Below are 25,892 nucleotides of genomic sequence, written 5' to 3'. Positions count from 1 at the left end.
AATCAATGTAACCTATGGATATTCGTACCGAAAAGCCAGAAGATGTAGAGGCCGTTCGCCAAGTTAATATTGCGGCATTCGAGCGAGAAAATGAGGCAAATCTAGTCGATCGACTGCGGGAAATTCCATCTACATTTTCATTCGTTGCCGTGCAATCCGATCGCATTGTCGGACACATTTTCTTCAGTCCGGTTGTCGTCGAAGGAAAATGTTCTAGCAATTTGTCGATTCTGGGGTTGGCGCCAGTCGCAGTTCTTCCCGACTATCAGCGACAAGGTATAGCATCGCTGCTGATCCGCGAGGGTTTAAAAGAATGTGCGCGATCGGGATTTCAGGCCGTGGTTGTGCTTGGTCATCCAGATTTCTATCCGCGTTTTGGGTTCATTCCTGCTAGTAAAAAGAGCTTGAAATGTGAATACGATGTACCCGATGAGGCTTTTATGCTGTTGGAGTTAGAAAGTGGAGCTTTGCAGGATTGCAGCGGAACGGTGAAGTATCGATCGGAGTTTAGTCTATGCGAGTGATATCAAATCCGGGTGCATCGGATTCGCTGAGGAAGAGCTCGCGAGTCAGAAATATTCTTAAACGAGCGCCCATATCTGAGTTACCTTGGTAGATCCGTTATCCGTATTTACTTATCTTTACATAGTTGGGTTTTTTGTACCTACCTATTGCAAATTTCTCTGCATCTTTGCTACTTTCTTTTTGACCCATAACGCGCTGCAAAATCGCTTCTACTTTCGCCGCAAATACAGCATTTCCTCTCTGTCTAGGTCGTGGCATATCAATAGAACAGTCCATTGCAATCTGACCGTTTTCTATTAAAATAACTCTATCAGCTAATACCACAGCTTCTTCCACATCGTGAGTGATCAGTAGCGCGGTAAATCCTTTTTCTTGCCACAAATTTTCTAACAATTGCTGCATTTCAATGCGAGTCAAAGCGTCCAACGCGCCGAGAGGTTCATCAAGCAGCAGTAAATCAGGTTCGCAGGCAAGGGCTCTTGCTAAAGAAACTCTCTGCTTTTGACCGCCGGAGAGTACCGCCGGCCAATCGTTGGCGCGATCGCCAAGCCCTACCGCGTGAAGGACTTGCATCGCTTTGTAGCGCGTGTTTTCTTTAGCATTTACTAACCCTAATTGCACATTTGCCAGCACCTTTTGCCAAGGTAGCAGCCGTGCATCCTGAAACATCATTGTTACTTTAGAGTTAAGTTTTTTAGAGGTTTTTCTGTCTAGAAAGACAGCCCCTTGACTGGGAATTTCTAGTCCGGCAATTAAGCGCAGCAAGGTACTTTTGCCACATCCGCTGCGACCCACAATTGCGACAAATTCTCCGGGATTTATTTCTATGTTAATGTCCCGCAAAATTTCTACGTTTCCAAATGATTTCTGGACTTTTACTAACTCTAAGCGCATTCCTGAGAGTGCTGATTCCATTATAAAAACCTCCATATCCCGATCTATGCCACAGACTGAAAAAAGTTAACGGTTAACCTTTTTTACTTTCAAAGGTGGCTGTTGAGCAAATGCCAATTCGTCTCCTATTCATCGGTGCTGGTGAATAGCAGATTAGCATTTCTAGATTTAATCTACGGTAAATCAGTCAAATTACAGTAGTTTATGATTAAACAAGATTATTGCATAGGTATCTACAAAAAGCAAGATAATTTTTCGCCCAACTTCTGCGGCTTTGATAAATAATTGTTAAGAACGAGCAAACCCCTTTCCTGTAAACTTTATGCTGTTGAGTTCGGTGGAGTTCTGCTGTATTTAGGAGACAAACCGGACTGTTGATTCCCGTCGAGATTCGCGATCGCACAAAAATTGTATAAGAGTTATCAAATTTTACATCTCAACTTACTTGCTTTTTAAAATTGACCGTGCTAGCTTACTATCTATAAAATACGGTAAGTCTATAGATTTACTGTGGTTAGTAGCGATACCGTGAATCGTTCAATTTTAAATGAGTCAAAAATAGGAGGACTATTAAATGCCTAATGTTGTTGCGATCGCAGGTAGCCCGTCTCATCCATCCCGCTCTTTTGCAGTGCTGGAATACGCCCGCCGCGCTGTCGAGAAAGAGGGACTGAGTACGGCCTCGATCAACGTCCGCGATCTCCCGCCAGAGGTATTAATTTACGGACAATTTGCGAGTCCAGACTTAAAAGCAGTCAACGATCTAGTAGTAGCAGCCAACGGCATAATCATCGCCACACCTGTTTACAAAGCAGCCTACACGGGCGTACTCAAGGCTTACTTAGATTTGCTACCGCAAAATAGTTTAGCTGGCAAAGTTATTCTCCCCATTGCCACAGGAGGTACACTCGGTCACTTATTAGCAATTAATTACGCCCTCAAACCAGTCTTATCTGAATTGGGCGCTAGTCAGATATTGTCTGGTGTCTATGTTTTAGACACCCAGATCAAAAGTTATGACGAAACCAGCGTAGAACTTGAAGAGGAAACAGAACAAAGACTGCGATCGCAATTGCAAGAATTTGTTGGTGCGTTACAAACTGGCAAACCCGAATTAGTTGGAAGTCTCTGATCGAAAAATTAGCAACAAACAATATTATTGTTTATGCTCAAAAGAGTGATTTCATTTCTGGCTAAATTATGGCGATCGCACCTTTCCCTAGCAGTGCTATTTCTATTGGGAATTTGCTTGAATTGGGCGATCGTCGCCTGTAACAATACTCCCACCCCTACCACATCTGCAAGCCCCGCCGCTTCCCCCGCAGCAACTCAAGCTCAGGTAGTCCGCATCGGCCATCAGAAATTAGACCCCTTCACCCTAGTCAAAGCTAAAGGCGGCTTAGAGAAACGCTTGCAGCCTCTTGGCATATCCGTTGAGTGGAAAGAATTTCAGTCAGGCCCGCCGATGTTGGAAGCATTAAACGTCGGTAGCATCGACATCGCCCGCACCGGAGACGCTCCTCCAGTCTTTGCCCAAGCTGCTAACGCACCTATGCTATACATTGGTGGTAGCGCCCCCAAAGACCGCAGTTCAGGTATCTTAGTTTCTGCTAATTCACCAATTCAAACCCTTGCAGATTTGCGGGGTAAGAAAGTAGCTTTTACCAAAGGTTCAAGCGCCAATTACCTATTAGCAAAAGCACTGAAATCCGCAGGGATAAAATGGACTGATATTGAGCCTGCCAACCTGACACCAGCCGATGCCAGAGCTGCATTTCAACAAGGTAAAGTAGATGCTTGGGTGATTTGGGACCCGTTTTATGCAGCAGCTCAAGCACAAATAGATGTGCGTGTGGTTAAAGATAGTAAAGGACTAGCAGCTAACCGCGATTTTTACTTAGCTAATCAGTCATTTGCTCAGCCGAATCTCAAAATCATTGAGGCAATTAGAGAAGAAACTCAAGCAGTAGCGACTTGGGCTGATGCGAATCCCGCAGAAGTAACCAAGATTCTCGCACCCATTCTCAAAATTGATGTTTCTATCTTAGATGTAGTAACTCGACGGCGGAGTTATGGATTTGAACCGATCCAAGCTGATATGGTTGCCGAGCAACAGGAAATAGCCGATACTTTTTTTGAACTTGGCTTAATTCCCAAGCAGCTCAAAGTTGAAGAAGTAGTTTGGAAACCAGGTAGTTAAAAATCTCAGATCCTCATTCGGGGTGTTATGCTGAATAATTCTGCCTATTCACCCACTGCGGGATCTTAGGCGTAAAGTTTCCGTCTAATAATAGTTAGGTTGCTTGAGTTATCGGTGGGGGTGGTAGATTGCAAGTTATCTGTGAGAGGCTTAAGCCATGAGGAAAGTAGAAGTTGTCCCACATAACCCGAAGTGGCGAGATGTATTTGATGTCGAATCGAAGTCTGTCGCCGATGCACTGGGCGAAAATGTTGTCAACGTCCACCACATTGGAAGTACAGCTATTCAAGGCATCTATGCAAAGCCCATTATCGACCTTTTAGTTGAGGTCAAAGACATTATTAAAGTGGATGGGCAGAGTTCATCAATGGAATCACTTGGCTACGAAGTAATGGGTGAGTTTGGAATTCCTGGTCGTCGATACTTTCGTAAAGATAATCAAGAAGGGGTCAGAACACATCATATTCATGCCTTCAAGGTTACTTCAGAGCAGGTAAAGCGTCATTTAGCATTTCGGGATTACATGATTGAACATCCTGAAGACGCGCAGAGATATAGCGAATTAAAGCGCAGGTTAGCAAGAGAATATTCCACTAATATCGATGGGTATATGGATGGAAAAGATGGATTCATTAAAGAAATGGATATGAAAGCAGTACAATGGCGCACACTACAAACAGTTCAGCAGCCAGCAACCTAACCAGGGCTTGCAGCGGATGGCGGAGACACTCAAGTGATGACTCGAAGACTCTTGCCACCGCTGAACACGGTCGTTATGCGGCTTAGGCTATCGGTTGGGACTGTCATCAAGGATGTCGGCGAGGCGTTTAATGTTAAGTTGGTGCTGTTTGTAAATACGCAGAAGTTAGCCTTCTCAAATGCAACACAGCCATGAGCGATCTTGTTTTTGCCTCAGCTTGTCAACTTGCCCAGATGATCCGCGATCGCCAAGTTTCTGCGGTTGAAGTTCTTGACGCTCATCTTGTTCAAATTGCCAAACACAACTCGAACCTGAATGCAATTTGTACCCTGGACGAAAGCAATGCTCGGAATAAAGCCGAGCAAGCTGATGAAGCATTACTTCGAGGAGAAAATTGGGGTGCTTTACATGGCGTTCCGATTACCATTAAAGATTTATTTGAAACGTCTGGGCTACGAACAACAGCAGGATCAACAGCGCTTAAAAACTACATTCCACAACACGATGCAACTGTTGTCAAGCGTCTTCGTTCAGCAGGTGCGATTGTGATTGGGAAAACGAATGTGGGCGATTTGGCAGGCGGGTATCAGGGACTCAATGATGTCTTTCCTCGCGTAAATAATCCTTGGAATCTCGACTATACGCCTGGTGGTACTTCTAGTGGTGGTGCAGCAGCGATCGCAGCAGGTTTATCTCCGCTCGATCTCTGTTCTGATTTTGGTGGGTCAATTCGTCAACCTGCTCATTTTTGCGGTATTTACGGCTTCAAACCAACCGATCGTCGTGTTCCAACTACCGGACACATCCCCGAAGTTCCTGGCGCACCTCACTGTATGCGTCAAATGCTGACAGTCGGTGGGCTAGCACGTTCAATTGAAGACTTATCCCTTTGTCTGCAACTCATTGCGGGCGCTGATATTGCTCAACCAGACATTCCTCCTGTCCCGCTCGATCGACCTTCCGATCGATTACTTCAAACTCGGCAGATCGCTTGGTCAGATGAATGGTCATTCTATCCTGTTGCTGGAGAGATTAAATCAGCCATCCAGTCTGTTGCAACAAAGCTGACGGAAGCAGGAGTAACTGTGAAAAAGTGGGTTCCCAATTTTGATTTTCTTGCCGCATGGCAAACCTACTACAAGCTTGCAGCCTACAACTTGATCTATGCCCAATCGCTATCGGTGAGTGATATCTGGAAGAATCTATCTTTTTTATTTCGTGATGGTATGCAAGGCGATCGCAATTTTCGCAAGCTTGGTAATCTCCCTAGCATCGGTTTGCCTATCTCCTTAAACCCAACCCTAAAAGGCTATTTTGAAACACTAACAGAGCGAGATTCCTTTATCGCTCAGATGGATGAAGCCCTGGCTCAATGGGATGCTTGGCTTTGCCCTGTAGCCATGACTTCCGCATTTACCCATCGGGAACGCGGCACAGCAATTCAAGTGGATAATCGCAGTGTACCGTATTCTATGGCATCGGGTGCTTATGTCGTGCCATTTAATCTCACGGGGCATCCAGCGGTAGTTATTCCCATTGGAAAAACTCAAAATGGCTTGCCAATCGGGATGCAGATAGTTGGGAAGCGATGGCAGGAAATGGAGTTATTGGCGATCGCTCAGGACATCGATCGAGTCGTTGGTGGATTTCAACGCCCTTCTGAGTATTGAACCATTATCATTTGCAGAAACCCCGCATAACAACCCCGCTGCACCGGAATAAATGTAACCTATGGTTGGGATGCAAAAGTTGTCTACATCCGGTGAGCGGGAACGTTTCATAGTCCAATACGGTTCAGTTAACGCTCTCCGACGAATTTAACCTTACGATTTTAGGGGAAATACAGGCATCTTTTAGAAGTCAGATTCTTCTTAACTGAACCGTATTGAATCATAGTCCTCTTTGAGAGGACTTTTGCTTTGAGACAGGGGTTTTAACCCCTGTCGGATCGGAGCGATCGACAAACGGGTAATAGCCACCTTTTAAGGAAGTTTGGGGGATCGACTGCGTAAGTCCTATTTCTTACTCTTGCTTTTTTATAGCTAAGCTGGCTGATAATTGGGATGCCAAGCAAGCCATTTCTCTTCTAACTTCCTGGCGATCGCATCTGCAAACTTACCCAACAAAGCATACATGATAATGCTCAAAACTACAACATCAGTTTGCATAAACTCGCGAGCATTCATTGCCATATAACCGATACCAGAATCCGCAGCAATTGTTTCTGCAACAATCAGCGTCAGCCACATAATGCCCAACGAATATCGCACGCCTACTAAAATTGAAGGCAAGGCCCCAGGCAGAATAATTTGCCACAAAAGAGACGTGGAATTCAAGCCATAGACTTTTCCCATTTCAATCAATCCGGCATCAATGCTACGAATGCCATGAAATGTATTGATATACATTGGGAAAAATACACCCAAAGACACCAAAAATAATCGCGCTAGATCGCCAATTCCAAACCACAAAATCACCAGCGGAATTAAGGCGAGGTGAGGAACATTGCGAACCATTTGTACAGAAGTATCCAACAACTTTTCGGCGATAGGAAAAAGACCATTGAGGAAACCTAGAGTCAAACCAATTCCTCCACCGATGATGAAACCAACGACGGCACGCCAAGCACTAATTCCGATATGGTGAAATAGTTCCCCCGTAATTGCCAATCTAATTCCTGCGCTTAAAACACCTGTTGGTGCGGGTAAAACCCTTGTGGAAAGCCAACCCACCTGCACTAAAAGTTGCCAGCTAACAAGTAGCGAAATCGGTACAATCCAAGGAATTATCTGCTGAAAATGGGGGTTTTTGAGCAATTTTATGTTCATGATGCGCTGGGAGAAACAACTTGTTTTTGTGCAGGAAACTTTTCGTTGGCAACAATTTCGCCAAAAGGACTAAACATTTGCGGTTGATTTACAGCCGGTTGGTTTTTCAAGGGTAAGCGAGGGAATAGCAATTCAGCCACTCGATAGGCTTCTTCCAAGTGGGGATAACCGGAGAAAATGAAAGTTTCAATCCCCAACTCCGAATATTCCAACATTCGTGCAACAACGGTATCGGGATCTCCCACTAAAGCAGTACCGGCACCGCCTCTTACTAACCCAATTCCCGCCCACAGATTGGGGCTAATTTCCAGAGCTTCGCGGCTGCCTGTGTGCAGTTCCGTCATCCGTTTTTGCCCTTCAGAGTCCATTCTGGCATAAGCTTTTTGGGCGGCTGCGATCGCATCTTCATCGACATATTTAATCAATCGATTTGCATCGTCCCAAGCTTCACCTTCAGTTTCGCGCACAATCACATGAAGGCGAATCCCAAACCGCAAAGTTCTACCCTGTTCTGCTGCTAATTTTTTCACAGCTTCAATTTTTTTTGCCACTTGTTGCGGCGGTTCTCCCCAAGTAAGATAAACATCAATGTGCTTAGCCGCAATTTGTTGTGCGATCGGCGATGAACCGCCAAACCATAACGGAGGATAAGGAGTTTGTACAGGTGGAAACAGAACTTTCCCGCCCTTAACTTGGAGATATTCACCGCTAAAATTGACTTCTTGCTCTCGGACGTTAGTCGAGTTACTACCTTCAAGCATCCCTCTCCAAACTGTCAAGAATTCATCCGTCAATTCATAACGTGCGTCGTGACTGAGATGCACTCCATCTCCAGCTAATTCCACCGGATCGCCGCCTGTCACCACATTAATCAGCAACCGTCCATCAGATAATCTATCAAAGGTTGCTGCCATCCGTGCTGCTACCCCAGGAGACATTAACCCCGGACGAATTGCGACTAAAAAACGCATTTTTTCTGTAACAGCCATTAGGGATGAAGCCACTACCCATGCGTCTTCGCAAGATCGCCCCGTGGGAAGTAGAGCGCCCGTAAATCCTAAATGGTCAACGGCTTGGGCGATTTGCTTTAAGTAGGAAAAGCTGCCCGATCTCCCTCCAATACCTGAAGCTAAATAGCGTCCGTCTCCGTGAGTTGGGATAAACCAAAATAATTCCATTTTCCGTATTCTCCCTGATTATTTATTGTTTAGTTACCTGAGCCACTTCGCTAATTTTGACCTGTTTGGGAAGTAGCTTTAAATCCAAGAAAGTATCAGCAACTTTTTGCTGGTAAGTAATGACTTCATCCGTAATCGGCTGCACACCGTAAGGCCGTCTCCGTGAGATTTCCTCTAAAGTTGGAACGTCAATACCAAGAGCGGGAGACAGCAGTTTTGCCACCTCAGTTGGTTGAGCGGTAGCCCATTCATCCACTTTTTGAATTTCCTCTCAAATTGCCTTAGTCCGGTCAGGATATTGGTCGTTAAAAGGTTTAGCAGCTAGATAGAATTCCCGATTAGCTACAAGCCCTTCTCCATCCTTAAGAACGCGAGCGCCTGTAGCTCGTTTCGCTACTGTAAAAAACGGGTCCCAAATCCCCCAAGCATCAACGCTACCTTGTTCAAAAGCTGCCCGCGCCTCTGCTGGTGGCAAATAAATAGGCTGAATGTCGCTATATTTTAATCCGGCTGCTGTCAATGCTTCTACCACCAGGTATTGCACATTTGAACCCTTATTAAATACAACTTTTTTGCCTTTCAACCCAGCCACATCTTGGATGGGAGAATCTTTCGGGACTAATATAGCTTCGCCTTTAGGATTAGGAGGTTCGTTAGCAACATATACCAATGGTGCGCCAGCAGCTTGTGCGAAAATAGGCGGCGCTTCTCCTGTATGGCCAAAGTCAATACTGCCTGCATTCAAAGCTTCTAGTAATTGAGGGCCCGCAGGAAATTGAAGCCACTGTACGGATGTGCTTTGGGAGGCCAGACGCTTCTCTAAACTTCCCCGTGATTTAAGGATACTTAGAGTTCCATATTTTTGATAGCCGATCCGAATTACATTGCTCTGTTGTGGTTGGGAACTAGCTACTGATGTGGTAGCAGAAGTTGGGGAAGTAGTTGTATTTGCTTGCTGAGTAGGAGTACAGGCAGAAACGGCCAAACTTAAACTCAAACCAACTGCAAAAAGCAAAGCAAAGGTCTTGAGCGAACTATGCTTTAGTTTGCTCCAAAAATGCCTCAATCGAGCTGGAAATAGGCTCTCTCTAAATGGGGTTAACACTGTCCCTTCCTAAATTTCAAGTATTGAAAACCAAGAAACGTAATAGCCATGCAAAAGCTGAGCTAACCGCGATCGATTAGAATTTACGATAAACCGACCGATATACCGTAGTTAACTCTGATAAGCTCCTATTATTCCACAGATAGCTTCAAAAATGCAAGCAGATTTTCTAGATTTTTGCTGCTCTAACTTATCTATAGCGGTTCTCAAGTAAGTGAGGTACGTAGTTGGGCTTCAGCCCTCTTATAAGCGTGGTTATATAAGTTGTCAGTCATACCTCATCTACCTGAGAAGGACTATAGTTGCTTAAATGATTAATATTCACAGGTAATGTATCAGTTGCACCCGCAGGAGAAAAAGTAGCATCTAGCCCTGCGGCTATCTGCATAAAAATCTGAGATACCGCCGAGTTTGGATCTGCAATTGTTAGCGGTTTTCCTGTATCACCCCCCGCACAGATGCGCGGATCAATAGGAATTTGGGCTAGGAGAGGCGCTTGCAATTCTTCTGCTAGCTGTTTACCGCCGCCACTACCAAAAATTTGCAGCGGTTTTGAATCGCGATCGCAAATTAAATAACTCATATTTTCAATAATGCCAAGAACCGGAACCCCAACCTGACGAAACATATAAATATTGCGACGGACATCGGAAATAGATATTTGTTGCGGCGTAGTAACAAGTATCACTCCACAAATCGGACTTTCTTGCACAATCGTAATTTGAGCATCTCCGGTTCCTGGGGGTAAGTCAATTAGTAAATAATCTAATTCGCCCCATTCTACATCTTGAATAAACTGAGTAATAATTTTGTGGAGAACTGGGCCTCGCCATGCTAAAGGGCGTTCTGGTTCGGCTAGTAAACCCACAGACATTAGTTTAATTCCCTGTGCTTCCAAAGGTAAAAATTTCTGACCTTTAGCAGTATTAACTGTCTCAACATCGGCTTGTCCTAAGCCTAACATTTGCGGAATATTCGGGCCGTAAACATCAGCATCTAGCAAGCCTACTTTTGCCCCTTGTAATTTTAAAGCGGCGGCTAAATTGACGGCAGTTGTAGATTTTCCGACTCCCCCTTTACCGCTAGAAATAGCTAAAGTAGTTCGCACGTTAGCGATCGTGCAAATTTGAATATAAGTTTTTTTACACCACGTTATAGGTGATAAAACAGATTCAATTTTTGCTTGTAAGTCTTGCTGATGCGAACCAATATAAAGGCGCAAATAAATGTAACCATCAACAATTCGCAAATTTCGCACCATGCCCAAACTGATGATATCATTTTTGAGGGTGGGTTCGATGACTTGTTTGAGATAGTTTACAACTTCTTGCTGTCGCAATTCCCCCAGAATTTCTGGATTTTCTGAGGGTAGATCCGAGTCGGTTTTTGGTAAGGAGGAAGAATTAACCATTGGGGGAATTTTGCAGTAATTTTTGAATCTTTTGAATTGCTCTTTGAGAGAAAATAGCCACCTCTTTATCGGGATCGTCGAGGGATTGCTGTAGCGCATTCATCGCCGCAGGATTGCTGAGATTGCCGAGCGCGATCGCAGCTTCTTTCCGCACATCTGAATATTCATCAGCTAAGGATCTAATTAAAGCAGGTAGCACTCGTTCATCTGGCATTTTTTGCAAAGCTTGTAACGCGAATTTGCGAACTTGCCAGTGTTCGTCACTTACCGCCGTTTCCAGCGCAGAAATTGCCGCAGAATCGGCATGAATTGCCAAAGATTTAGCCGCATTTCGTCGCACTTGCCAGTCAGTATCGCTTTTGAGTGCTTGACACAAAATTAAGATGACTTCTGGATCTGTTAAATGCCCTAAAGTTAAAACCGTAGCACGGCGAACATTGACATCTGCATCAGATATTAAAGCTAAAGCTTGGGGGCATTTTTCTACCTGATTGAGATAGCTGAGAGTGGTAACTGCTGCTGCTCTCAATTCAGGAATTTTTGATGCAAAGAATGGTAAAATATCGGGTAAAGATTGAGCATCGTGAATCTTCCGCAACAAAGTTAATATGTTGAGTTGGATATTAACATTGTCGCGGTGTAGTGCATCTAGGAGTTGCTTTAAGTCAGTGGGTGAAACTAATTCATTCAATGCCGACAATGCTTCTTGGCGAATATCGACATCGGCGGAACCTAGACACTCGATTAAAGCCGGAATAGCTACAGGGTTGCCAATTTCCCAAAGAGCAGATATTGCAATTTTTTGAACAGCGCTACTGTCATCGGATAGGGTAATAAGGAGGGCATTTATAGCTTCTTCATCGCCCAAATATTGTAGATTTTTAACGGCAACAAGGCGATCGCTGAGATCGGGCGATCGCAACATTTCTAGCCATTGATTTAATTCGCTATCAGTCTCAGCATTCATGAGTTTTATAATCCCTACAAACTAGAACAAATTTAGCGCAACAAGAAAGGTATTTTAACCGTAATTGCATTAGTTGGACATTCTTTTTCACATGGCAAGCAAAACCAACATTCATCGTATTTCATGTAAGCTTTACCTGTTTCTGGATTTTTGGCTAATACATCTAAAGGACAAACATCAATGCAGACATGGCATTTTTCCAAACACTTAGACTCATCTACAGTGACGGGAATATCAACTCGTTGTGTAATTAAAGCCATAGTTAGTTGCGATCGTTAATTGTGAATAAACAAAGGTACGTAGTTGTGCTTTAGCACTCTTCTCTTTAAGCCGCTGGGTTAAAACCCTGTTGTCAATAAAGGAATCAATCGTGGGGTGGGGGCGGGTTTTTTAGCTTTTGCTATGCGGTTTAAGGTTCTTGGCGAACCCGCCCCTACAGGCTTTTAATAATGGTGTAATATGTAAGTAAAACCCAACTTACAAAATACATTCACTCCCTATAATAACTTAACGAGCGACAACATCATAATCCTCTTTATGCAAATCCACCTCCACAATATAAGGTTCAACTGGACGCTTAAACAATCTCATTTCTCCCGACTCTTCTTTTTTCAAATTAACATGACAAAACCACTCTTCATCATTCTTGTCAGGGTAATCTAATCGATAATGATAAAGCCCCCAACGAGTCTCGCGGCGATACAAAGAAGCTCTCGCCGCCATCTCCGCACAGTCTCGAATAAAGTGAACTTCCATACAGCGCATTAACTCATGGGCATCGCGAGCACCCATTTCCTCTAAGGTGTCGTGATAGCGGACAAAATTATTCAGCCCAATTTCCAGTTTATTGCCTACTTTGGGCGGCTGTAAATAATCATTCACCAAGCGCCGCAACTTATATTCTACTTGCGTGTGAGGAATTCCATTCGGCAGATTTAAAGGTGCATAAATTCGCGCTTTCTCTGCTTCTAGAAAATCAGCATCTGGCTCGACATAATCTAAATCTTGGATGTAATCAATGGCATTAGTTCCTGCTAACCTACCAAACACAAACGCGCCGATCATATAATTATGAGGAACGCTGGCCATATCTCCCGCTGCGTAAAGCCCTTGTACTGTTGTTTCTGCCTTTTCATTCACCCATACACCAGAGGCACTGTGGCCGCTGCATAGCCCTATTTCAGAAATGTGCATCTCCACGCCGTGAGAGCGATAATTTTCCCCTCTACCTTCGTGAAATCTGCCTCGACTCGGACGCTCGTTTGACCAAAGAATTGATTCAATTTCAGCAATAGTATCCTCATCGAGATGAGTCATTTTTAATTGAATCGGGCCTTTGCCAGAGTTTAATTCTTTCCAGATTTCCAGCATCATTTGACCGCTCCAATAATCGCAACTAATGAAGCGATGACCTTCGGCATTAGCAGTATGAGCACCAAAGGGGCCGGCAACATAAGCGCAAGCAGGGCCGTTATAATCTTTAATTAACGGGTTAACTTGAAAACATTCAATGTTACTCAGTTCTGCGCCTGCATGGTAAGCCATTGAATAGCCATCTCCGGCATTAGTCGGATTTTCATAGGTTCCATAAAGGTAGCCAGAATCGGGTAGTCCTAAACGACCGCAAGCACCTGTAGAAAGAATGACTGCTTTGGCTTGAATTACTACAAAATCGCCATTTCGCACGTCAAAGCCAACAGCACCAGTAGCGCGTCCTTTTTGTACTAAGACGCGGGTTGCCATGACTCGATTGGTAACTTTAACTTTGTGGCGTTTCACCTGTCGGGTTAAAATTTGTTTGAGGTCTTTACCTTCCGGCATTGGCAAAACATATTTGCCGACGCGGTGGACTTGTTTTAAGTCGTAGTTCCCCTGAGCATCTTTCTGAAATTTCACGCCCCAACTTTCTAACTCTTGGATGACTTCATAACCTAATTTTCCAGTTTGATAAACAGCTTTTTGGTTGAGGATGCCGTCATTAGCAAGGGTAATTTCGCGGACGTACTGTTCTGGTGTAGAATGGCCGGGAATGACAGCAGTATTTACGCCATCCATTCCCATTGCGATCGCGCCGCTTCTACGAATATTTGCCTTCTCTAAAATTAGCACTTCGCTGTCAGGATTTGCCTGTTTAGCTTTGATGCCAGCCATAGTGCCAGCCGTACCGCCACCAATTACCAGCACATCGGTTTTTATGAATTGAGTATTCACGTTGATTTCCTCTTGCTAATTACTCTACTTACTATCTTTCAACACGATTTCTTTAACTTGAACTGGCTTAGGAATAAGCTCCAATTTATGGAAGGTATCAGCAATTTGCTGCTGTCCGGCAATCTCTTCATCAGTCAGGGGAGAAACGCCATACTTACGTCGCTTTTCTGACACTTCTAACACAGAAGCTTCTATACCTAATTGCGTCTCCAAAAACTTAGCAACTTCTACTGGATTGCCCGCCGCCCATCGATCTACTTTTTTGACCTCATCTAAAATGAGTTTCAAAATCTCAGGATGTTCGTCAACAAAAGCCTTACGAGCGAGATAGTAACCTCGATTAGCCGCGATGCCTGTGGCATCTTTAATCAGTCGTGCGTTTGCGGTTTTTTCTGCTGCTGCTAAATACGGGTCCCAAACCGCCCAAGCATCTACATTTCCGCCTTCAAAAGCGGCACGGGCATCTGCTGGTTTGAGAAAAACTGGAGTGATGTCGCTGTATTGAAGTCCAGCCGCTTCTAAAGCTTTAACTATTAAGTAATTGGTGTTAGATCCTTTGGCAAAAGCAACTTTTTTGCCTTTGAGATCGGCAACAGTTTGTATGGGTGAATCCTTGGGAACCACAATCCCTTCAGACTGAGGATTGGATGTTTCGTAAGCAACATAAACTAATGGTGTTCCGGCAGCTTGGGCAAAAACTGGCGGCGCTTCTCCCGTGTAGCCGAAGTCTATACTGCCTGCATTCATTCCTTCTAATAATGGTGGCCCAGCCGGAAATTCTACAAATTTTACAGAAGATTTGGAGGCTGCTAAGGCTTTTTCTAAGTCGCCTTTGGTTTTAAGAGCGTTGAGAACGGTAGCCGATTTTTGGAAGCCGATGTTAACAGTGACGCTTTTCGTGGGTGCGGTACTGTTGGTCGGGGTGGTGGGTTTAGTGGCTGTGTCCGTCGTGCTAGCGCTGGAAGCACAACCTGCTGCTCCCAGAGTCAAGCCGAGTCCAGTTGCAAACAGCAGCGAAAGACTGCGACCTCTCGGAGAAAAGAAATTTTGGCGGTAGTAAGTCAAAATGCCTAAAGGCTTGGCTTCTGAGAACTTAATCCACATAAATATCAATAAGGAAGGGATTGAGAGTAACTTTATGGCAGTATACCACCATATCCCGATAAATTTACCGGAGTTAATAGTTGTTCACTTTCGGGTGTTAAGATTTTGGGGTGCGATCGCTCACGGTTACAGCACTTCAGTCCATCAGGAACCTCCCGATTTAGTAGGGTGCGTCAAATGCAGCGATTGAACGAGATCGTTAGGGTTCGATCGCCTGACGCACCTTACTAATTGTGCAGTTGCGTAAATACTGTACAAATTCGGGATACTCTCCGTCCATCAACCAAGTTGCTGGAGAACAATTGAAGATAAAACATCCTTTTTGAAGGACTATTTCTACGTATAAAAGCTGGGATTGGGGAGCTGATCGTTGAGTACCCAGTTACCCAGATCGTGAATTTTGTAGTCAACAGAATCATGCAGCGTAAACGTTCTCAGATTGCGCCAGTAGCGATCGAAACCATATTTACTGGTAGTAGCACGCGCCCCCATCACTTCAAAAATACGACTGGTCACATCTAAACCTATTTTGGTAGCAGCAACCTTTGCCGTTGCGATCGCGATCGCGCATTTTCCACGTTCTTCTGTTGTTAAATCTATGCCTTTTTCCCAAGCTGCTTGCAGAATGGCGGCGGCTCGATCCGTCAAACTGCTAACCGCTTGCAGATCGACCCACATTTCTCCGTAGTGCTTGAGAATGTAGGGATCTTGCGTCACACTAGGAGCAGTGGAAGTTAACCAGGGTCGTCCTTGGGTGCGGGTATAGTCTTTAGCAGCAGCAAATGCTCCTTCTGCAATACCCAGATAAATATGGGCAAGATTGATTTGCGTCAAACAAGCTCGTAAAGTACGGAAAGGAAGATCGGCACGAGTGCGATCGCCAAACACTTCCGAGTCATAAACGCGCACTTGGTCGAAACTAATACTACCGCTATCGGTTTGACGTTGCCCCATATTATCCCAATCGTCATGGATTTGTATTCCCTCTCTTTGAGTGGGAATTACAATAATTGTGAGTTCGGAAGTATCTTGACGAACCGCAGTTATGGGTAAGATATCAGAATCTTTAGAGCCAGAGCAAAAGCTTTTTGTACCGTTCAGTAAAAAGCCTGTACCATCAGGAGTTAAAGTGGCACGGCGATCGAGAGGATTGAGAGCATTGCACCAGAACCAATTGTTTGTCACCGTATCTGTGTAGAACTGCGCCTTGCGTTCCTCCGTGCCAAAAAGATGCGGGATAACCACCCCTAAATGGTGATAGGAGTAAACATGGGCTAGAGAACTATCAGTCTTTGCCAACTCGCGGGAAATTTGGAGTGCAGCGATCCATGTTTCGCCAATACCGCCATATTCTTTAGGGATAATCAAACCGAGCAAACCGCTAGAGCGAATGCGATCGCGTTCATACTTTGGCGTACCGCCAACACGATCTCGTTCGATGGCAGTAGCAGCAAATTCTTGAGCAAGCGATCTGGCGATCGCTACATAATCTTGCTTGCTGTCTTGCTGTGTTGTGCTTTTCGAGTCTGCAAGGGATATTTTCATATTTGACGATCCAAAATTGAGGGAAATAATGACGTACAAATGATTTAGGATTCCTATAGGTTGGTCAGTCCTTAAAACCAAAGTAAACAGAAATCGGTACATCTTCAACAAACTGACCTGAAGGTTCGGCACTGAGAATTGCTGCTTTAATTTCCGCCTCAAATTCGGAAGTATCGCCATTAAAGTAATCACGACGGCAGTAAGCGGTGGAGTAGAGATAACCAATAAAATTATCAATCGTCCAGTGTTTTTGAAAGTCAATCTTATGGCGCTTAATCCGAACGAATGGCGATCGATCCAAAACTTCTAAATCAGACTTGTAGAGCAAAGGAACGCTACTCGATCCCACACGCCGCTCTTCTCCTAGCCACCGTTTGATCGTCGCTAGCACATTTTGTGCCCAAACAGAGTCATTTGACCAAATATCTTTTTCAGTTTGAATAATCGCTATCCCCCTATTAGCGTTACTGGTGCGATCGAGCACATCGTAGCTACGCTGTAGCACCAATTCTTGATCCATCCAATGAAAAGCACGACCAATGGTGACAACGGAAAATGTACCAATTGCCGGGGAAATATTTTCTGCTAAATCCCTTACCCAAGTGATATTTGAAGCATGAGCCAGTTTAGCTTCTTGCTTGGCAACTTCGAGCATTTCTGTATCGGGATCGATACCCAAAACAGATTGAAATCGATCGTGTAAGGCGATCGCTACCAAGCCAATCCCACAGCCGAGATCGAGAAGCTTTCCTTGCCCATCTAATTGAAATTTCTGTGAGATTAAATCGTAAAGAGCATTTGGGTAGCGCGGTCGATATTGCAGGTAATAAGAAATGGCTCCTTGAAAGAGAGTGGGATCGTAGTTTGGAAGTATTTTAGTAGTCATGATTGAAGTCAATTTTTGCTGAATTAGGATTTAGGTTTTGAGATAAGCTGTTCGACATTTAAAAAACGATTGTCGGGTGCGTCATATCAATTCCGGTTGTATCGGAATGATTAAACCACAGAGGGCACAGAGGACACAGAGAAAGAGAAGAGAGAGAGAATAATTCCGATGTTAACGGATTAGATATCAGCCCTTGGGTTTCGCTCAGGGCTAGAGATCGGAGCGGCGTTTCCCTTGCCTATATTTAGATGTTGATTGCGATCGCAGCCTGGGATTTAAACCTCTAAGGGAACAGTTTGCGTATTGGATAAATCCAAGGTACTCAATAATTTTTCTTTCCAATATTGCAAATCGCGATCGGTACGCCTGCGGGGACGGGGAAGATCGATATTTAGCTCAAGATGGATACGTCCAGGGTTGCCACGCATGACGATCGCGCGATCGCTTAAAATCAGTGCTTCTTCAACATCATGGGTGACAAGAATCATCGTCTGGCGATCGGATTGCCAAATTTCTAACAGACGATCCTGTAATTGCATTCTAGTAAAGGAATCGAGAGCACTAAAGGGTTCATCTAGCAATAAAATAGAAGGATTAGTGACGAGGGCACGCGCGATCGCCACCCGTTGAGCCATTCCTCCTGATAGTTGGCGCGGCAGCAAACGAGCAAAATCTTGTAATCCAACCTTAACTAGAGCATCACTTGCCCGTGCCTTGCGTTCATCGTTCGGTAAATGATGCAAACCAAACTGCACATTTTCCCAGACGGTTAACCAAGGCATCAGGCGAGGTTCTTGAAATATTACACCAATTTCTGGATGAGGTTTGTCAATGCGAATATCGTCAATTTGCACATCTCCATAAGTTGGCATATCTAATCCAGCAACGATCCGTAAAAGCGTACTTTTACCGCAGCCACTCGTACCGATTAAACTCACAATCTCGCTACGCTTAACAGTTAAATCAATAGAGTCTAGCCCTACAAAACCATTTTTAAATCGCTTATGTAGTCCTTCGATGAGTAGCATATATGTTTCCTCCTTGGCGCTTTGAATAAATGCTTAAAATTAATGCTGAGAAGCGTAAACATCCTGCCAATTGAGTAGCCAATGTGATGCAAAGCCGATCGCTGAGTCGGTCACTTTTCCGCAAATTGCAAATAGGAGAATGCTAGCAAGGGTGATTGCAGGTCGTCCAGTCGCTTGCCCGTCGATCAATAAGAAGCCTAAGCCCTGACTGGCTCCCATTAATTCAGCCGCCACCACAAACATCCAGCCTAAACCCAAGCCACTTCGCAAACCTACGATGTAGGCAGGCAATGTCGCGGGTAAGAAAACACGACTGATAAGCTGCCAATCATTAAGTCTATAAATTTTGCCAACCTCAACCAATTTGCGATCGACATTATGAATGCCGCTCATCAGATTTAAGTAAACGGGGAAGAAGACTCCAACGGCGATCAAAGCAATTTTGGAAGGCTCATGAATTCCCATCCACAGGATGAATAGTGGCACCCATGCGAGGGAAGGAATGTTACGGAGTGATTGCAAAAGCGGGTCGAGTAAATCGTGAATTAGGCCAGAATAGCCTGTTAATCCTCCTAGAATAGTGGCAAAAAATGTACCAATTAGGAAGCCAATAAAGACTCGATAGAGTGTAATGCCGATGTGCTGCCATAGTTCCCCTGCTGCACCGAGTTTCCAAACTGTTGTCAGAACAGTTGAGGGAGCAGGTAACAAGTTAGGAGCAACCAAACCAAACCTAGAGAGACTTTCCCACAATATTAATAGAAAGATTGGCAAGAGCCAGCCTTTTATTTTGCCCAGACGATTGAGGAATTGCCAAATATTACCTGTTTGTGCCCTTGGTATTGCGATCGCAAGTCTTTGTTCCATAACTTATTGCTAATGGCTAATGGCTAATTGCTAATTGCTAATTGCTAATTGCTGCGAGTGAGTAAGTAGGGTGCGTCATCCGCGAACACTTACGCTTAAACGGGAAACACTTCGGACTGACGCACCTTACAATCTGTTTTAAATGTTCAACAGCTTACCTCACTTGTTTGAGAATCGCTACAGCTCTTCTCAGGTAGATGAGGTATCACTGTTAGTTGGTAATGGGAGTTGTTAGGTGCTTACCTCACTTAACTACATAAGCACAATTAAGAGGGCTAAAGCCCAACTACGTACCTCACTTGCACAATTAAGAGGGCTAAAGCCCAACTACGTACCTCACTTGCACAATTAAGAGGGCTAAAGCCCAACTACGTACCTCACTTGTTTGAGAATTGCTATATATCCACAGCAGATGTTTTTTACTTAGGATTTGGCAATCTTTGCTACATATTGCGGATCGATTAAATCGTTAACTACTGTAGTCACGTCAACGGAATTCTCGATTACGCCGCTTTTTTTCAAGACATCCCCTGCAGCACTAATAACGGCTTTTTGTTCGTCACCAATCGATGAGTTTGATATATCGGTTCGCTCCTCTAATTGTTTAGTTGCTACCGCTTCTGTCAGCTTCGATGCTTTAATTACCACTTGCTTGAATTCGCTGGGATTTGCGATCGCCCATTTCCGTGCCTTCTCATAGGCGGTTAGCACTTGACTAACTTGTTCGGGATATTGTTTGGCAAATGCCTCGCGGACATTCAAAAAGCCTTGGCTAATTAGTTTAGTATCGCGGAAGAAAAGTTTTGAGCCTTGTTCTACTTCTGTCTGTGCCATAAATGGATCGAGACCAGCCCAGGCATCGACATCGCCTTTCTCAAGGGCAGCTTTACCGTCAGCGTGGGGCAAAGGCACAATTTCTACATCTTTGGCAGTCAAACCGACTAGATCCAAGGCACGCAACAAGAAAATAAACGGATCTGTTCCGCGCGTTGCTGCAACTTTCTTGCCTTTTAGATCGGCGACTTTTTGAATGGAAGAATTTGCCGTAGTTACTAATGCCGTCCATTCGGGTTTGGAGTAAACGTAAATAGATTTGATGGGATTGCCATTGGCTTTTGCAATCAGTGCGGAAGCGCCAGAAGTCGAGCCAAAGTCAATGCTGCTGCCATTGAGAAACTCTAATGCTTTGTTACTACCTTGACTGAGAACCCATTCGACTTTGATATTGGTTTTGGCTAAGTCTTCCTCCAGCCAGCCTTTCTCTTTCAGCACGAGACTGACAGGATTGTAGTAGGCATAATCTAAACGTACTACCGTAGGAACTGCCGTAGGAGATGAGCCTGGGGATGCTGCTGTAGTGTTAGTTCCAGGAGAGGAAGAATTACAGGCATTGACTAATACCGCTAGAAACAGCCCTGAAATAAAAAATAGCAGCAACCTACGTCTGGCAATGGCAAACCATTTGCTCATGATTCGTCTCCTCAACTCCTTGCTGAATGTCTCGTTTAATTAGGACTTACGCAGTTTATACTGTAAATCGGTCGGTTTACCGTAGTATAGCTGAATTTTATCTTACAGCAAGGCACACTCAAGATCAATAGTTAAATGAGCAACTGGACTTTTGGTGGTGCTATGGCAACTCCCTTGCCAGTATCGCGATCGCGATCGATCGGCTTGATTAGCAAGGGGCGGTTAGCTGTTTTTAACAGGTGAGTCGCTACTAGAGAACCACTAAAGCCAGCAACGACGATCGCGATCGTTGTTGGAGTATTACAGGCAATATACGCTAATTTTATCGATTTACCGTGTTTTAATATTTAGGGGTACGCTCGCGCATCGTTATTATGCGGTAATGGTTTGTCATGCTCTCAATTGACCAGTAGTATGCGATTATTGCCCAGCAAAGTTAATTCGATCGCCCCCTTTCCCCTTCTCCCCTTTTGCACTGTGCAAAATAAACATCGGAGTCAGAGCAGATTTTCCCTTCAGAGAAACAGCTCCCAAAGCCTCGCAAATGAAGTTTAGCTCGATCGACTCAAACACCATTTCAGCAATCAAAATTTGGTTTTCCCCCGCCTTGCTCATCAACCGAGCCGCCGTATTCACCGTATCGCCGAGGATATTAAACTCCCTGCGCCCTCGCGGTTCCCCAACCTCAGCCGCAAACACCGGCCCCAGGGACAGGCCAATTTGACAGCTTACTTCCACCTCTTTACCGCCGATAATTACCGGCGGCAAAGCTGCAATCAGATCTCGGATTGCAATCGCCGCACTAGCCGCGCGGCTGGCGTCATCCCTGTGAGCGTCGGGTACGCCAAAATAAATCAGCATATCCGAACCATCCAAGTGCGCCGTTACTTTTTGCAACACGCCCCCTTTAGCTGACACTACAGCATCGATCGACGCAAACACCCGAGAAAAACCCACTACCAGATTGACTTCTTCCTCCAGCGAAGCTTTGTCCACAGACTCCGGCAAACCAATCAAGTTGACAAACATCACCGTCGGTTCGGGAAAATCCGGCGGAATTTTCCGCCGGTCGGCATTTTCAACCAGCAGTCTCAGGATAGCTTTGGGAATATAACTAGCAAGGGGTTCAAGCCGCTTCACAGATTCCCCGATTTCGCTTACCAAACCCGAAACGCTGCGATCGAGCAATACCGAACTCGGCATCCGCCGCCCAGTCAAAGTAATATCGTATTCTCCAAGTCGATCGTCCGTGAAATCGTCCGCCACCAACAAATAACCCGGTTTCCCCGGTTCAAAACGAAATTGCTCTGCCACAGACTCTCTAGCCGTTTCAGTCACACACACCCGCCCCACAGTCCCAGAACCCTCAGCTTGCTTGGCTTGCTGAACAGAATGCCCCAGCAGTACGTGAGCCATCCGCAGCGGCGTACCGATGTCAGCACTAATATAGCGGCCGCAGTGGATGCCCACCCGCATCCTCAAAGCCAAAACACCCCGCGCCGTTTCAATATTGGCAAATTGAGCCATCGCTCGCTGCATCCGCAAACCCGCCCGCACAGCCCTCGCTGTATCCTCTTGATGAACCCCTGCCAGAAACTGCACCAGCATCGCATCTCCGGTAAACTCCAGCAAATCCCCGCCCGATTTGCTGACAATTTCAATCATCGAGGCAAAATAGTCGTTAATCACCCCCAGCAGCGTTTCAGCTCCCTTGCGCCCCTGGGCTGCGTTCGCTTCCAACAGCGACGTAAACCCGGCCAAATCGGTAAACAGCAAAGTGCCTGTTTGCCACTGGTAGCGTACCTCGCCCGGGTTGGGCGGAGATTCGGACACTGGCCTGGGTACGTAGTCGTGCAGGATGTAGCGGAGAGTACGCAAGTGCTCGAAAACCCCCATTAGCGTTGCGGGGGACGGATCAACCCACGCAGCAGCGTACAGTTGGGCGGAAAGGAGCGATCGCAGCCGCAGTTCGATCGCAGCCAAGGGAGGATTGTAAGTTAATCTATTAATTTCCACCTAGTATATTCTTACAAAATAAGGTCAGTTCGATCTAGAGGCAACACCAATAGCTAGACCTATACCATTATGATAAGTTTCCAGTGACCCGATACCAGCCGCACCCAGAACCCTGGATAGAAACTTCCGAAAGTCACAGCTTGCTAGCTCCCGATTTGATCCGAGCTGCTCGATCGGCCTATGGTATGTATCTGAAAGTGCATTCCGAGCAGATCCAGCGTCCGATCGGTGTAGTTGTCAGTCTAGGAAGCGATCGAGGGCAGCTAATTTTTGCTTCGCAGCCGATTTTGTTGCCCGGTGAACGTTTTGTTACTTTTGACGAAATTGAATCTCAAATGTATTAGTCAGTAGTCAGTAGTCAGCAGTCAGTTGGCAGTTGGCAGTTGGCAGTTGACAGTTGGCAGTTGGCAGTTGGCAGTTGGCAGTTGGCAGTTGGCAGTTGACTGTTGGCAGTTGACTGTTGGCAGTTGGCAGTTGACTGTTGTTAGTTGACAGTCACAAATAACAAATAACAAATAACAAATAACCAATAACCAATAACAAATAACAAATAACCAATAACAAATAACAAATAACCAATAACAAATAACAAATAACCAATAAGAAATAACAAATAACCAATGCCCAATAACCAATTAATGGAAATAATTTTTAATTTTATTGTTTATGTCATTGTCTTTGTTTTCGGATCGGCTATTGGCAGCTTTCTAAATGTGGTAGTCTATCGGTTGCCTGCAGGTTTGTCGGTGATACACCCTCCTTCTCGCTGTCCCAAGTGTTTAAATCAACTCAAACCTTACGAAAATATACCGATTTTCGGTTGGCTGTGGCTGCGGGGACGCTGCAATTACTGCCGCAGTCGGATTTCTGCCCGCTATCCGCTGGTGGAAGCAGCTACGGGTTTGCTGTTTTTGCTAATCTTCTGGCGGTTTGGGGTGACAGTACAAACTCTGGGTTTGTGGGCTTTTTTTACCTGGCTGTTGGCTTTGTCTTTGATTGACTGCGATACAATGACTTTGCCTAATTCTTTAACTCGATCGGGTTTGGTGCTCGGATTGGTTTTCCAGGTGGCGAAAGGTTGGTGGCCGACATTTAGTCCGATCGACTCGGTGCACTATCTGGTACTCGACGGGATCGCGGGAGCAGTTTTCGGGTTGTGGCTGTTTGACGCGATCGGACTCGCCGGGACGATCGGCCTCGGGCAGAATGCTATGGGCGCCGGAGATACCAAATTAGCCGCCTTGATGGGAGCTTGGCTGGGCTGGAAATACTTGCTGCTAGCGGGATTCATCGCCTGTGTCGCCGGGGCTTTTGCCGGTGGCGGGGCGATCGCCCTCGGGTTGCTCGATCGGCGTCAACCCATGCCTTTCGGCCCGTTTCTGGCTCTCGGTGCAGCAATTACTGCTCTGTGGGGCGAAGCCATCTTATCTACTTACTTGCAGTTGTTTTTCCCTAATTTTAGTTTCTGATCTGTCGGTAGTCAGTAGCGATCGAACATAATATTGTCTCAAAAATTGGTAAAATTGTTCCGTGTCTTGGATTACACTTACAACCACTAGCTTTCGTTGGGAAGCGGAATTAATGCAGCAGCTCCTAGCAGCTCATCAAATCCCCGCCCGGATTGTAGACTTGGGCATAGCATCTTATTTGGGGGCTGGAAGTGCTACAGCCCTGCAAGTTCTTCCAGAACACCAGCCAACAGCATCGCTCCTCATCAGTCCCATTGAAGAGGACAATAGTCAGTAGTCAAGTCTGTTGTTTATTGTCAGTTGTTATGGGTTATTGGTTATTAGTTATTAGTTATTAGTTATTGGTAGCAGCTAACAAATAACAACAGTCAACAGTCAACAGTCAACAGTCAACAGTCAACAGTTAACAATTACCAAGTTTTAATGTCTCTATTTGATTGGTTTGCAAATCGACGAAAATCAGTACCGAACTCCCAAGAACGGCCGGAACGAGAAATTGCCGACGGACTTTGGAATAAATGCGAAGCTTGCGATGCCCTCAGTTATACCAAAGACCTGCGAGCAAATCAAATGGTTTGCTTGGAATGCGGGCATCATATCAGAGTTTACAGCGACGATCGCATCGAGCAGTTGATCGATCCCAATACCTGGATGCCCATTAACGAAGGACTGCACGCCACCGATCCCCTGAAATTTCGCGATCGCAAAAAATATAGCGATCGACTCCGAGAATTTCAAGAAAAAACAGGCCACCTAGACGCCGTAGAAACAGGCATCGGCAAACTCGAAAATTTGCCCGTCGCCCTCGGAGTCATGGAATTTCAGTTCATCGGCGGCAGCATGGGCTCAGTTGTCGGAGAAAAGCTGACTCGCCTCATCGAACACGCCACCCGGGAACGCTTGTCGGTAATTATTGTCTGCGCTTCTGGCGGTGCGAGAATGCAAGAAGGAATGCTCAGCTTGATGCAAATGGCTAAAATTTCCGGGGCTCTGGAGCGCCACCGGGAAGCGAGACTGCTTTACATCCCGATTTTGACCCACCCGACCACCGGCGGCGTCACCGCCAGTTTTGCCATGCTGGGAGACATTATAATTGCAGAGCCAAAAGCTACTGTGGCCTTTACGGGCGGCCGGGTAATCGAGCAAACTCTGCGGGAAAAGCTGCCGGAAAATTATCAAACTTCCGAATACTCCTTCGCCCACGGTTTTGTAGACTTGATCGTACCTCGGACTCAATTAAAGAAAACTCTCGCTGGGCTCATCAGCCTCCACCAGCCCCAGCCTTTCTTTGCCGGCTCGGAATTCCCCGCCCTCGATGGCAGCGATAACCACGCTTTGTCCCCGCAGACTCACGCTTTCAAGCTTTCTCCCTAAGCAGCAACGCCGGATGATTCTCTGTTGGTGAGTCCGGGGGAGAGACGAAAAATTTCTGAGGAATTGCCAAAAACCAGGCTTCTACGAAAAATATTGAGTTTGTTGACATCCTCC

Annotated in this window: 27 protein-coding genes; 11 read left to right on the top strand and 16 right to left on the bottom strand. The window is 45.4% G+C overall.

Features of this window, described 5'->3' with window-relative positions; all coding sequences use genetic code 11:
• Positions 1–14: 14 nt before the first annotated feature.
• Entirely contained in the window at positions 15–524 is a 510-nt protein-coding gene (locus QUA56_RS08095; protein WP_333355557.1) for an N-acetyltransferase, read from the top strand.
• Between the two features lie 97 nt (positions 525–621).
• On the opposite strand, the gene QUA56_RS08090 is transcribed toward QUA56_RS08095, so the two are convergent.
• On the bottom strand, positions 622–1,440 hold the full coding sequence (locus QUA56_RS08090) for an ATP-binding cassette domain-containing protein (RefSeq protein WP_333355555.1): 819 nt from the start codon (positions 1,438–1,440) through the stop codon (positions 622–624).
• A 553-nt stretch (positions 1,441–1,993) separates the two neighbouring features.
• Here QUA56_RS08090 and ssuE point away from each other — a divergent pair.
• The 4 genes from ssuE (at position 1,994) to QUA56_RS08070 (ending at position 5,989) form a co-directional block, all read left to right on the top strand.
• On the top strand, positions 1,994–2,551 hold the full coding sequence (gene ssuE, locus QUA56_RS08085) for an NADPH-dependent FMN reductase (RefSeq protein ID WP_333355552.1): 558 nt from the start codon (positions 1,994–1,996) through the stop codon (positions 2,549–2,551).
• A 33-nt stretch (positions 2,552–2,584) separates the two neighbouring features.
• On the top strand, positions 2,585–3,619 hold the full coding sequence (locus QUA56_RS08080) for a sulfonate ABC transporter substrate-binding protein (protein ID WP_333355549.1): 1,035 nt from the start codon (positions 2,585–2,587) through the stop codon (positions 3,617–3,619).
• A gap of 157 nt (positions 3,620–3,776) precedes the next feature.
• The gene (locus QUA56_RS08075) at positions 3,777–4,319 is read left to right on the top strand and encodes a GrpB family protein (RefSeq protein ID WP_333355546.1); all 543 of its coding nucleotides are present in this window, start codon (positions 3,777–3,779) and stop codon (positions 4,317–4,319) included.
• A gap of 191 nt (positions 4,320–4,510) precedes the next feature.
• Positions 4,511–5,989 (top strand): amidase, encoded by a 1,479-nt coding sequence (locus tag QUA56_RS08070; protein WP_333355545.1) that lies wholly within the window; start codon positions 4,511–4,513, stop codon positions 5,987–5,989.
• A gap of 372 nt (positions 5,990–6,361) precedes the next feature.
• Here the strand turns inward: QUA56_RS08070 and ssuC are convergent, their stop codons facing one another.
• The 9 genes from ssuC to QUA56_RS08025 all read right to left on the bottom strand — a co-directional run bounded on the left by ssuC (position 6,362) and on the right by QUA56_RS08025 (position 15,123).
• Entirely contained in the window at positions 6,362–7,147 is a 786-nt protein-coding gene (gene ssuC / locus QUA56_RS08065) for an aliphatic sulfonate ABC transporter permease SsuC (RefSeq protein ID WP_333355542.1), read from the bottom strand.
• Positions 7,144–8,325 (bottom strand): FMNH2-dependent alkanesulfonate monooxygenase, encoded by a 1,182-nt coding sequence (ssuD, locus tag QUA56_RS08060; protein WP_333355540.1) that lies wholly within the window; start codon positions 8,323–8,325, stop codon positions 7,144–7,146. Before ssuD ends, ssuC begins: the two co-directional genes overlap by 4 nt.
• A 22-nt stretch (positions 8,326–8,347) precedes the next feature.
• Positions 8,348–8,581 carry a hypothetical protein gene (locus tag QUA56_RS08055; RefSeq protein ID WP_333355537.1) on the bottom strand — a complete coding sequence of 78 codons (234 nt, stop codon included), beginning with the start codon at positions 8,579–8,581 and terminating at the stop codon, positions 8,348–8,350.
• A 15-nt stretch (positions 8,582–8,596) separates the two neighbouring features.
• Positions 8,597–9,340, bottom strand: a complete 744-nt coding sequence (locus QUA56_RS08050; protein ID WP_333355534.1) for an aliphatic sulfonate ABC transporter substrate-binding protein — start codon at positions 9,338–9,340, stop codon at positions 8,597–8,599.
• Positions 9,341–9,701: 361 nt separating this feature from the next.
• Complete coding sequence (locus QUA56_RS08045; protein WP_333355531.1) at positions 9,702–10,841, bottom strand: Mrp/NBP35 family ATP-binding protein; 1,140 nt, start codon at positions 10,839–10,841, stop codon at positions 9,702–9,704.
• Positions 10,834–11,808, bottom strand: a complete 975-nt coding sequence (locus QUA56_RS08040; protein WP_333355528.1) for a HEAT repeat domain-containing protein — start codon at positions 11,806–11,808, stop codon at positions 10,834–10,836. The genes QUA56_RS08045 and QUA56_RS08040 overlap by 8 nt, the downstream gene beginning before the upstream one ends.
• 32 nt (positions 11,809–11,840) lie before the next feature.
• Positions 11,841–12,068: a 4Fe-4S binding protein gene (locus QUA56_RS08035; RefSeq protein WP_333355525.1), complete on the bottom strand. Its 228-nt coding sequence runs from the start codon at positions 12,066–12,068 to the stop codon at positions 11,841–11,843.
• Between the two features lie 247 nt (positions 12,069–12,315).
• On the bottom strand, positions 12,316–14,019 hold the full coding sequence (locus QUA56_RS08030) for a fumarate reductase/succinate dehydrogenase flavoprotein subunit (protein ID WP_333355523.1): 1,704 nt from the start codon (positions 14,017–14,019) through the stop codon (positions 12,316–12,318).
• 24 nt (positions 14,020–14,043) lie between these two features.
• Complete coding sequence (locus QUA56_RS08025) at positions 14,044–15,123, bottom strand: sulfonate ABC transporter substrate-binding protein (RefSeq protein ID WP_333355521.1); 1,080 nt, start codon at positions 15,121–15,123, stop codon at positions 14,044–14,046.
• Between the two features lie 34 nt (positions 15,124–15,157).
• Here QUA56_RS08025 and QUA56_RS08020 point away from each other — a divergent pair, with 34 nt between their 5' ends.
• A complete protein-coding gene (locus QUA56_RS08020) occupies positions 15,158–15,313 on the top strand; it encodes a hypothetical protein (protein WP_333355519.1) in 156 nt (51 codons plus the stop codon).
• 146 nt (positions 15,314–15,459) lie between these two features.
• On the opposite strand, the gene QUA56_RS08015 is transcribed toward QUA56_RS08020, so the two are convergent.
• From QUA56_RS08015 to QUA56_RS07990, 6 genes are all read right to left on the bottom strand, one after another.
• Positions 15,460–16,668: an acyl-CoA dehydrogenase family protein gene (locus QUA56_RS08015; protein WP_333355516.1), complete on the bottom strand. Its 1,209-nt coding sequence runs from the start codon at positions 16,666–16,668 to the stop codon at positions 15,460–15,462.
• 64 nt (positions 16,669–16,732) lie between these two features.
• Positions 16,733–17,554, bottom strand: a complete 822-nt coding sequence (locus QUA56_RS08010) for a class I SAM-dependent methyltransferase (protein WP_333355513.1) — start codon at positions 17,552–17,554, stop codon at positions 16,733–16,735.
• 275 nt (positions 17,555–17,829) lie between these two features.
• Positions 17,830–18,582: an ABC transporter ATP-binding protein gene (locus tag QUA56_RS08005; protein WP_333355510.1), complete on the bottom strand. Its 753-nt coding sequence runs from the start codon at positions 18,580–18,582 to the stop codon at positions 17,830–17,832.
• Between the two features lie 39 nt (positions 18,583–18,621).
• Positions 18,622–19,449 (bottom strand): ABC transporter permease, encoded by an 828-nt coding sequence (locus QUA56_RS08000; protein ID WP_333355507.1) that lies wholly within the window; start codon positions 19,447–19,449, stop codon positions 18,622–18,624.
• 423 nt (positions 19,450–19,872) lie between these two features.
• Entirely contained in the window at positions 19,873–20,919 is a 1,047-nt protein-coding gene (locus QUA56_RS07995) for an aliphatic sulfonate ABC transporter substrate-binding protein (RefSeq protein WP_333355505.1), read from the bottom strand.
• Between the two features lie 420 nt (positions 20,920–21,339).
• Positions 21,340–22,935, bottom strand: coding sequence for an adenylate/guanylate cyclase domain-containing protein (locus tag QUA56_RS07990; RefSeq protein WP_333355502.1), 1,596 nt, complete (start codon positions 22,933–22,935; stop codon positions 21,340–21,342).
• 83 nt (positions 22,936–23,018) lie between these two features.
• On the opposite strand from QUA56_RS07990, the gene QUA56_RS07985 reads away from it, so the two are divergent.
• The 5 genes from QUA56_RS07985 (at position 23,019) to accD (ending at position 25,778) form a co-directional block, all read left to right on the top strand.
• The gene (locus QUA56_RS07985; protein ID WP_333348786.1) at positions 23,019–23,279 is read left to right on the top strand and encodes a hypothetical protein; all 261 of its coding nucleotides are present in this window, start codon (positions 23,019–23,021) and stop codon (positions 23,277–23,279) included.
• Between the two features lie 25 nt (positions 23,280–23,304).
• Entirely contained in the window at positions 23,305–23,427 is a 123-nt protein-coding gene (locus tag QUA56_RS07980) for a hypothetical protein (RefSeq protein WP_333355500.1), read from the top strand.
• Between the two features lie 146 nt (positions 23,428–23,573).
• Positions 23,574–24,404, top strand: a complete 831-nt coding sequence (locus QUA56_RS07975; RefSeq protein WP_333355600.1) for a prepilin peptidase — start codon at positions 23,574–23,576, stop codon at positions 24,402–24,404.
• Positions 24,405–24,465: 61 nt separating this feature from the next.
• Positions 24,466–24,681, top strand: coding sequence for a hypothetical protein (locus QUA56_RS07970; protein ID WP_333355497.1), 216 nt, complete (start codon positions 24,466–24,468; stop codon positions 24,679–24,681).
• Positions 24,682–24,827: 146 nt separating this feature from the next.
• Positions 24,828–25,778, top strand: coding sequence for an acetyl-CoA carboxylase, carboxyltransferase subunit beta (gene accD, locus QUA56_RS07965; protein ID WP_333355495.1), 951 nt, complete (start codon positions 24,828–24,830; stop codon positions 25,776–25,778).
• Positions 25,779–25,892: the final 114 nt, after the last annotated feature.

The organism is Microcoleus sp. N3A4 (genome assembly GCF_036701805.1).
Lineage (GTDB): Bacteria > Cyanobacteriota > Cyanobacteriia > Cyanobacteriales > Microcoleaceae > Microcoleus.
The sequence above is the reverse complement of the archived record's forward strand: the minus strand, read 5'-3'. Positions and strand labels throughout refer to the sequence as shown.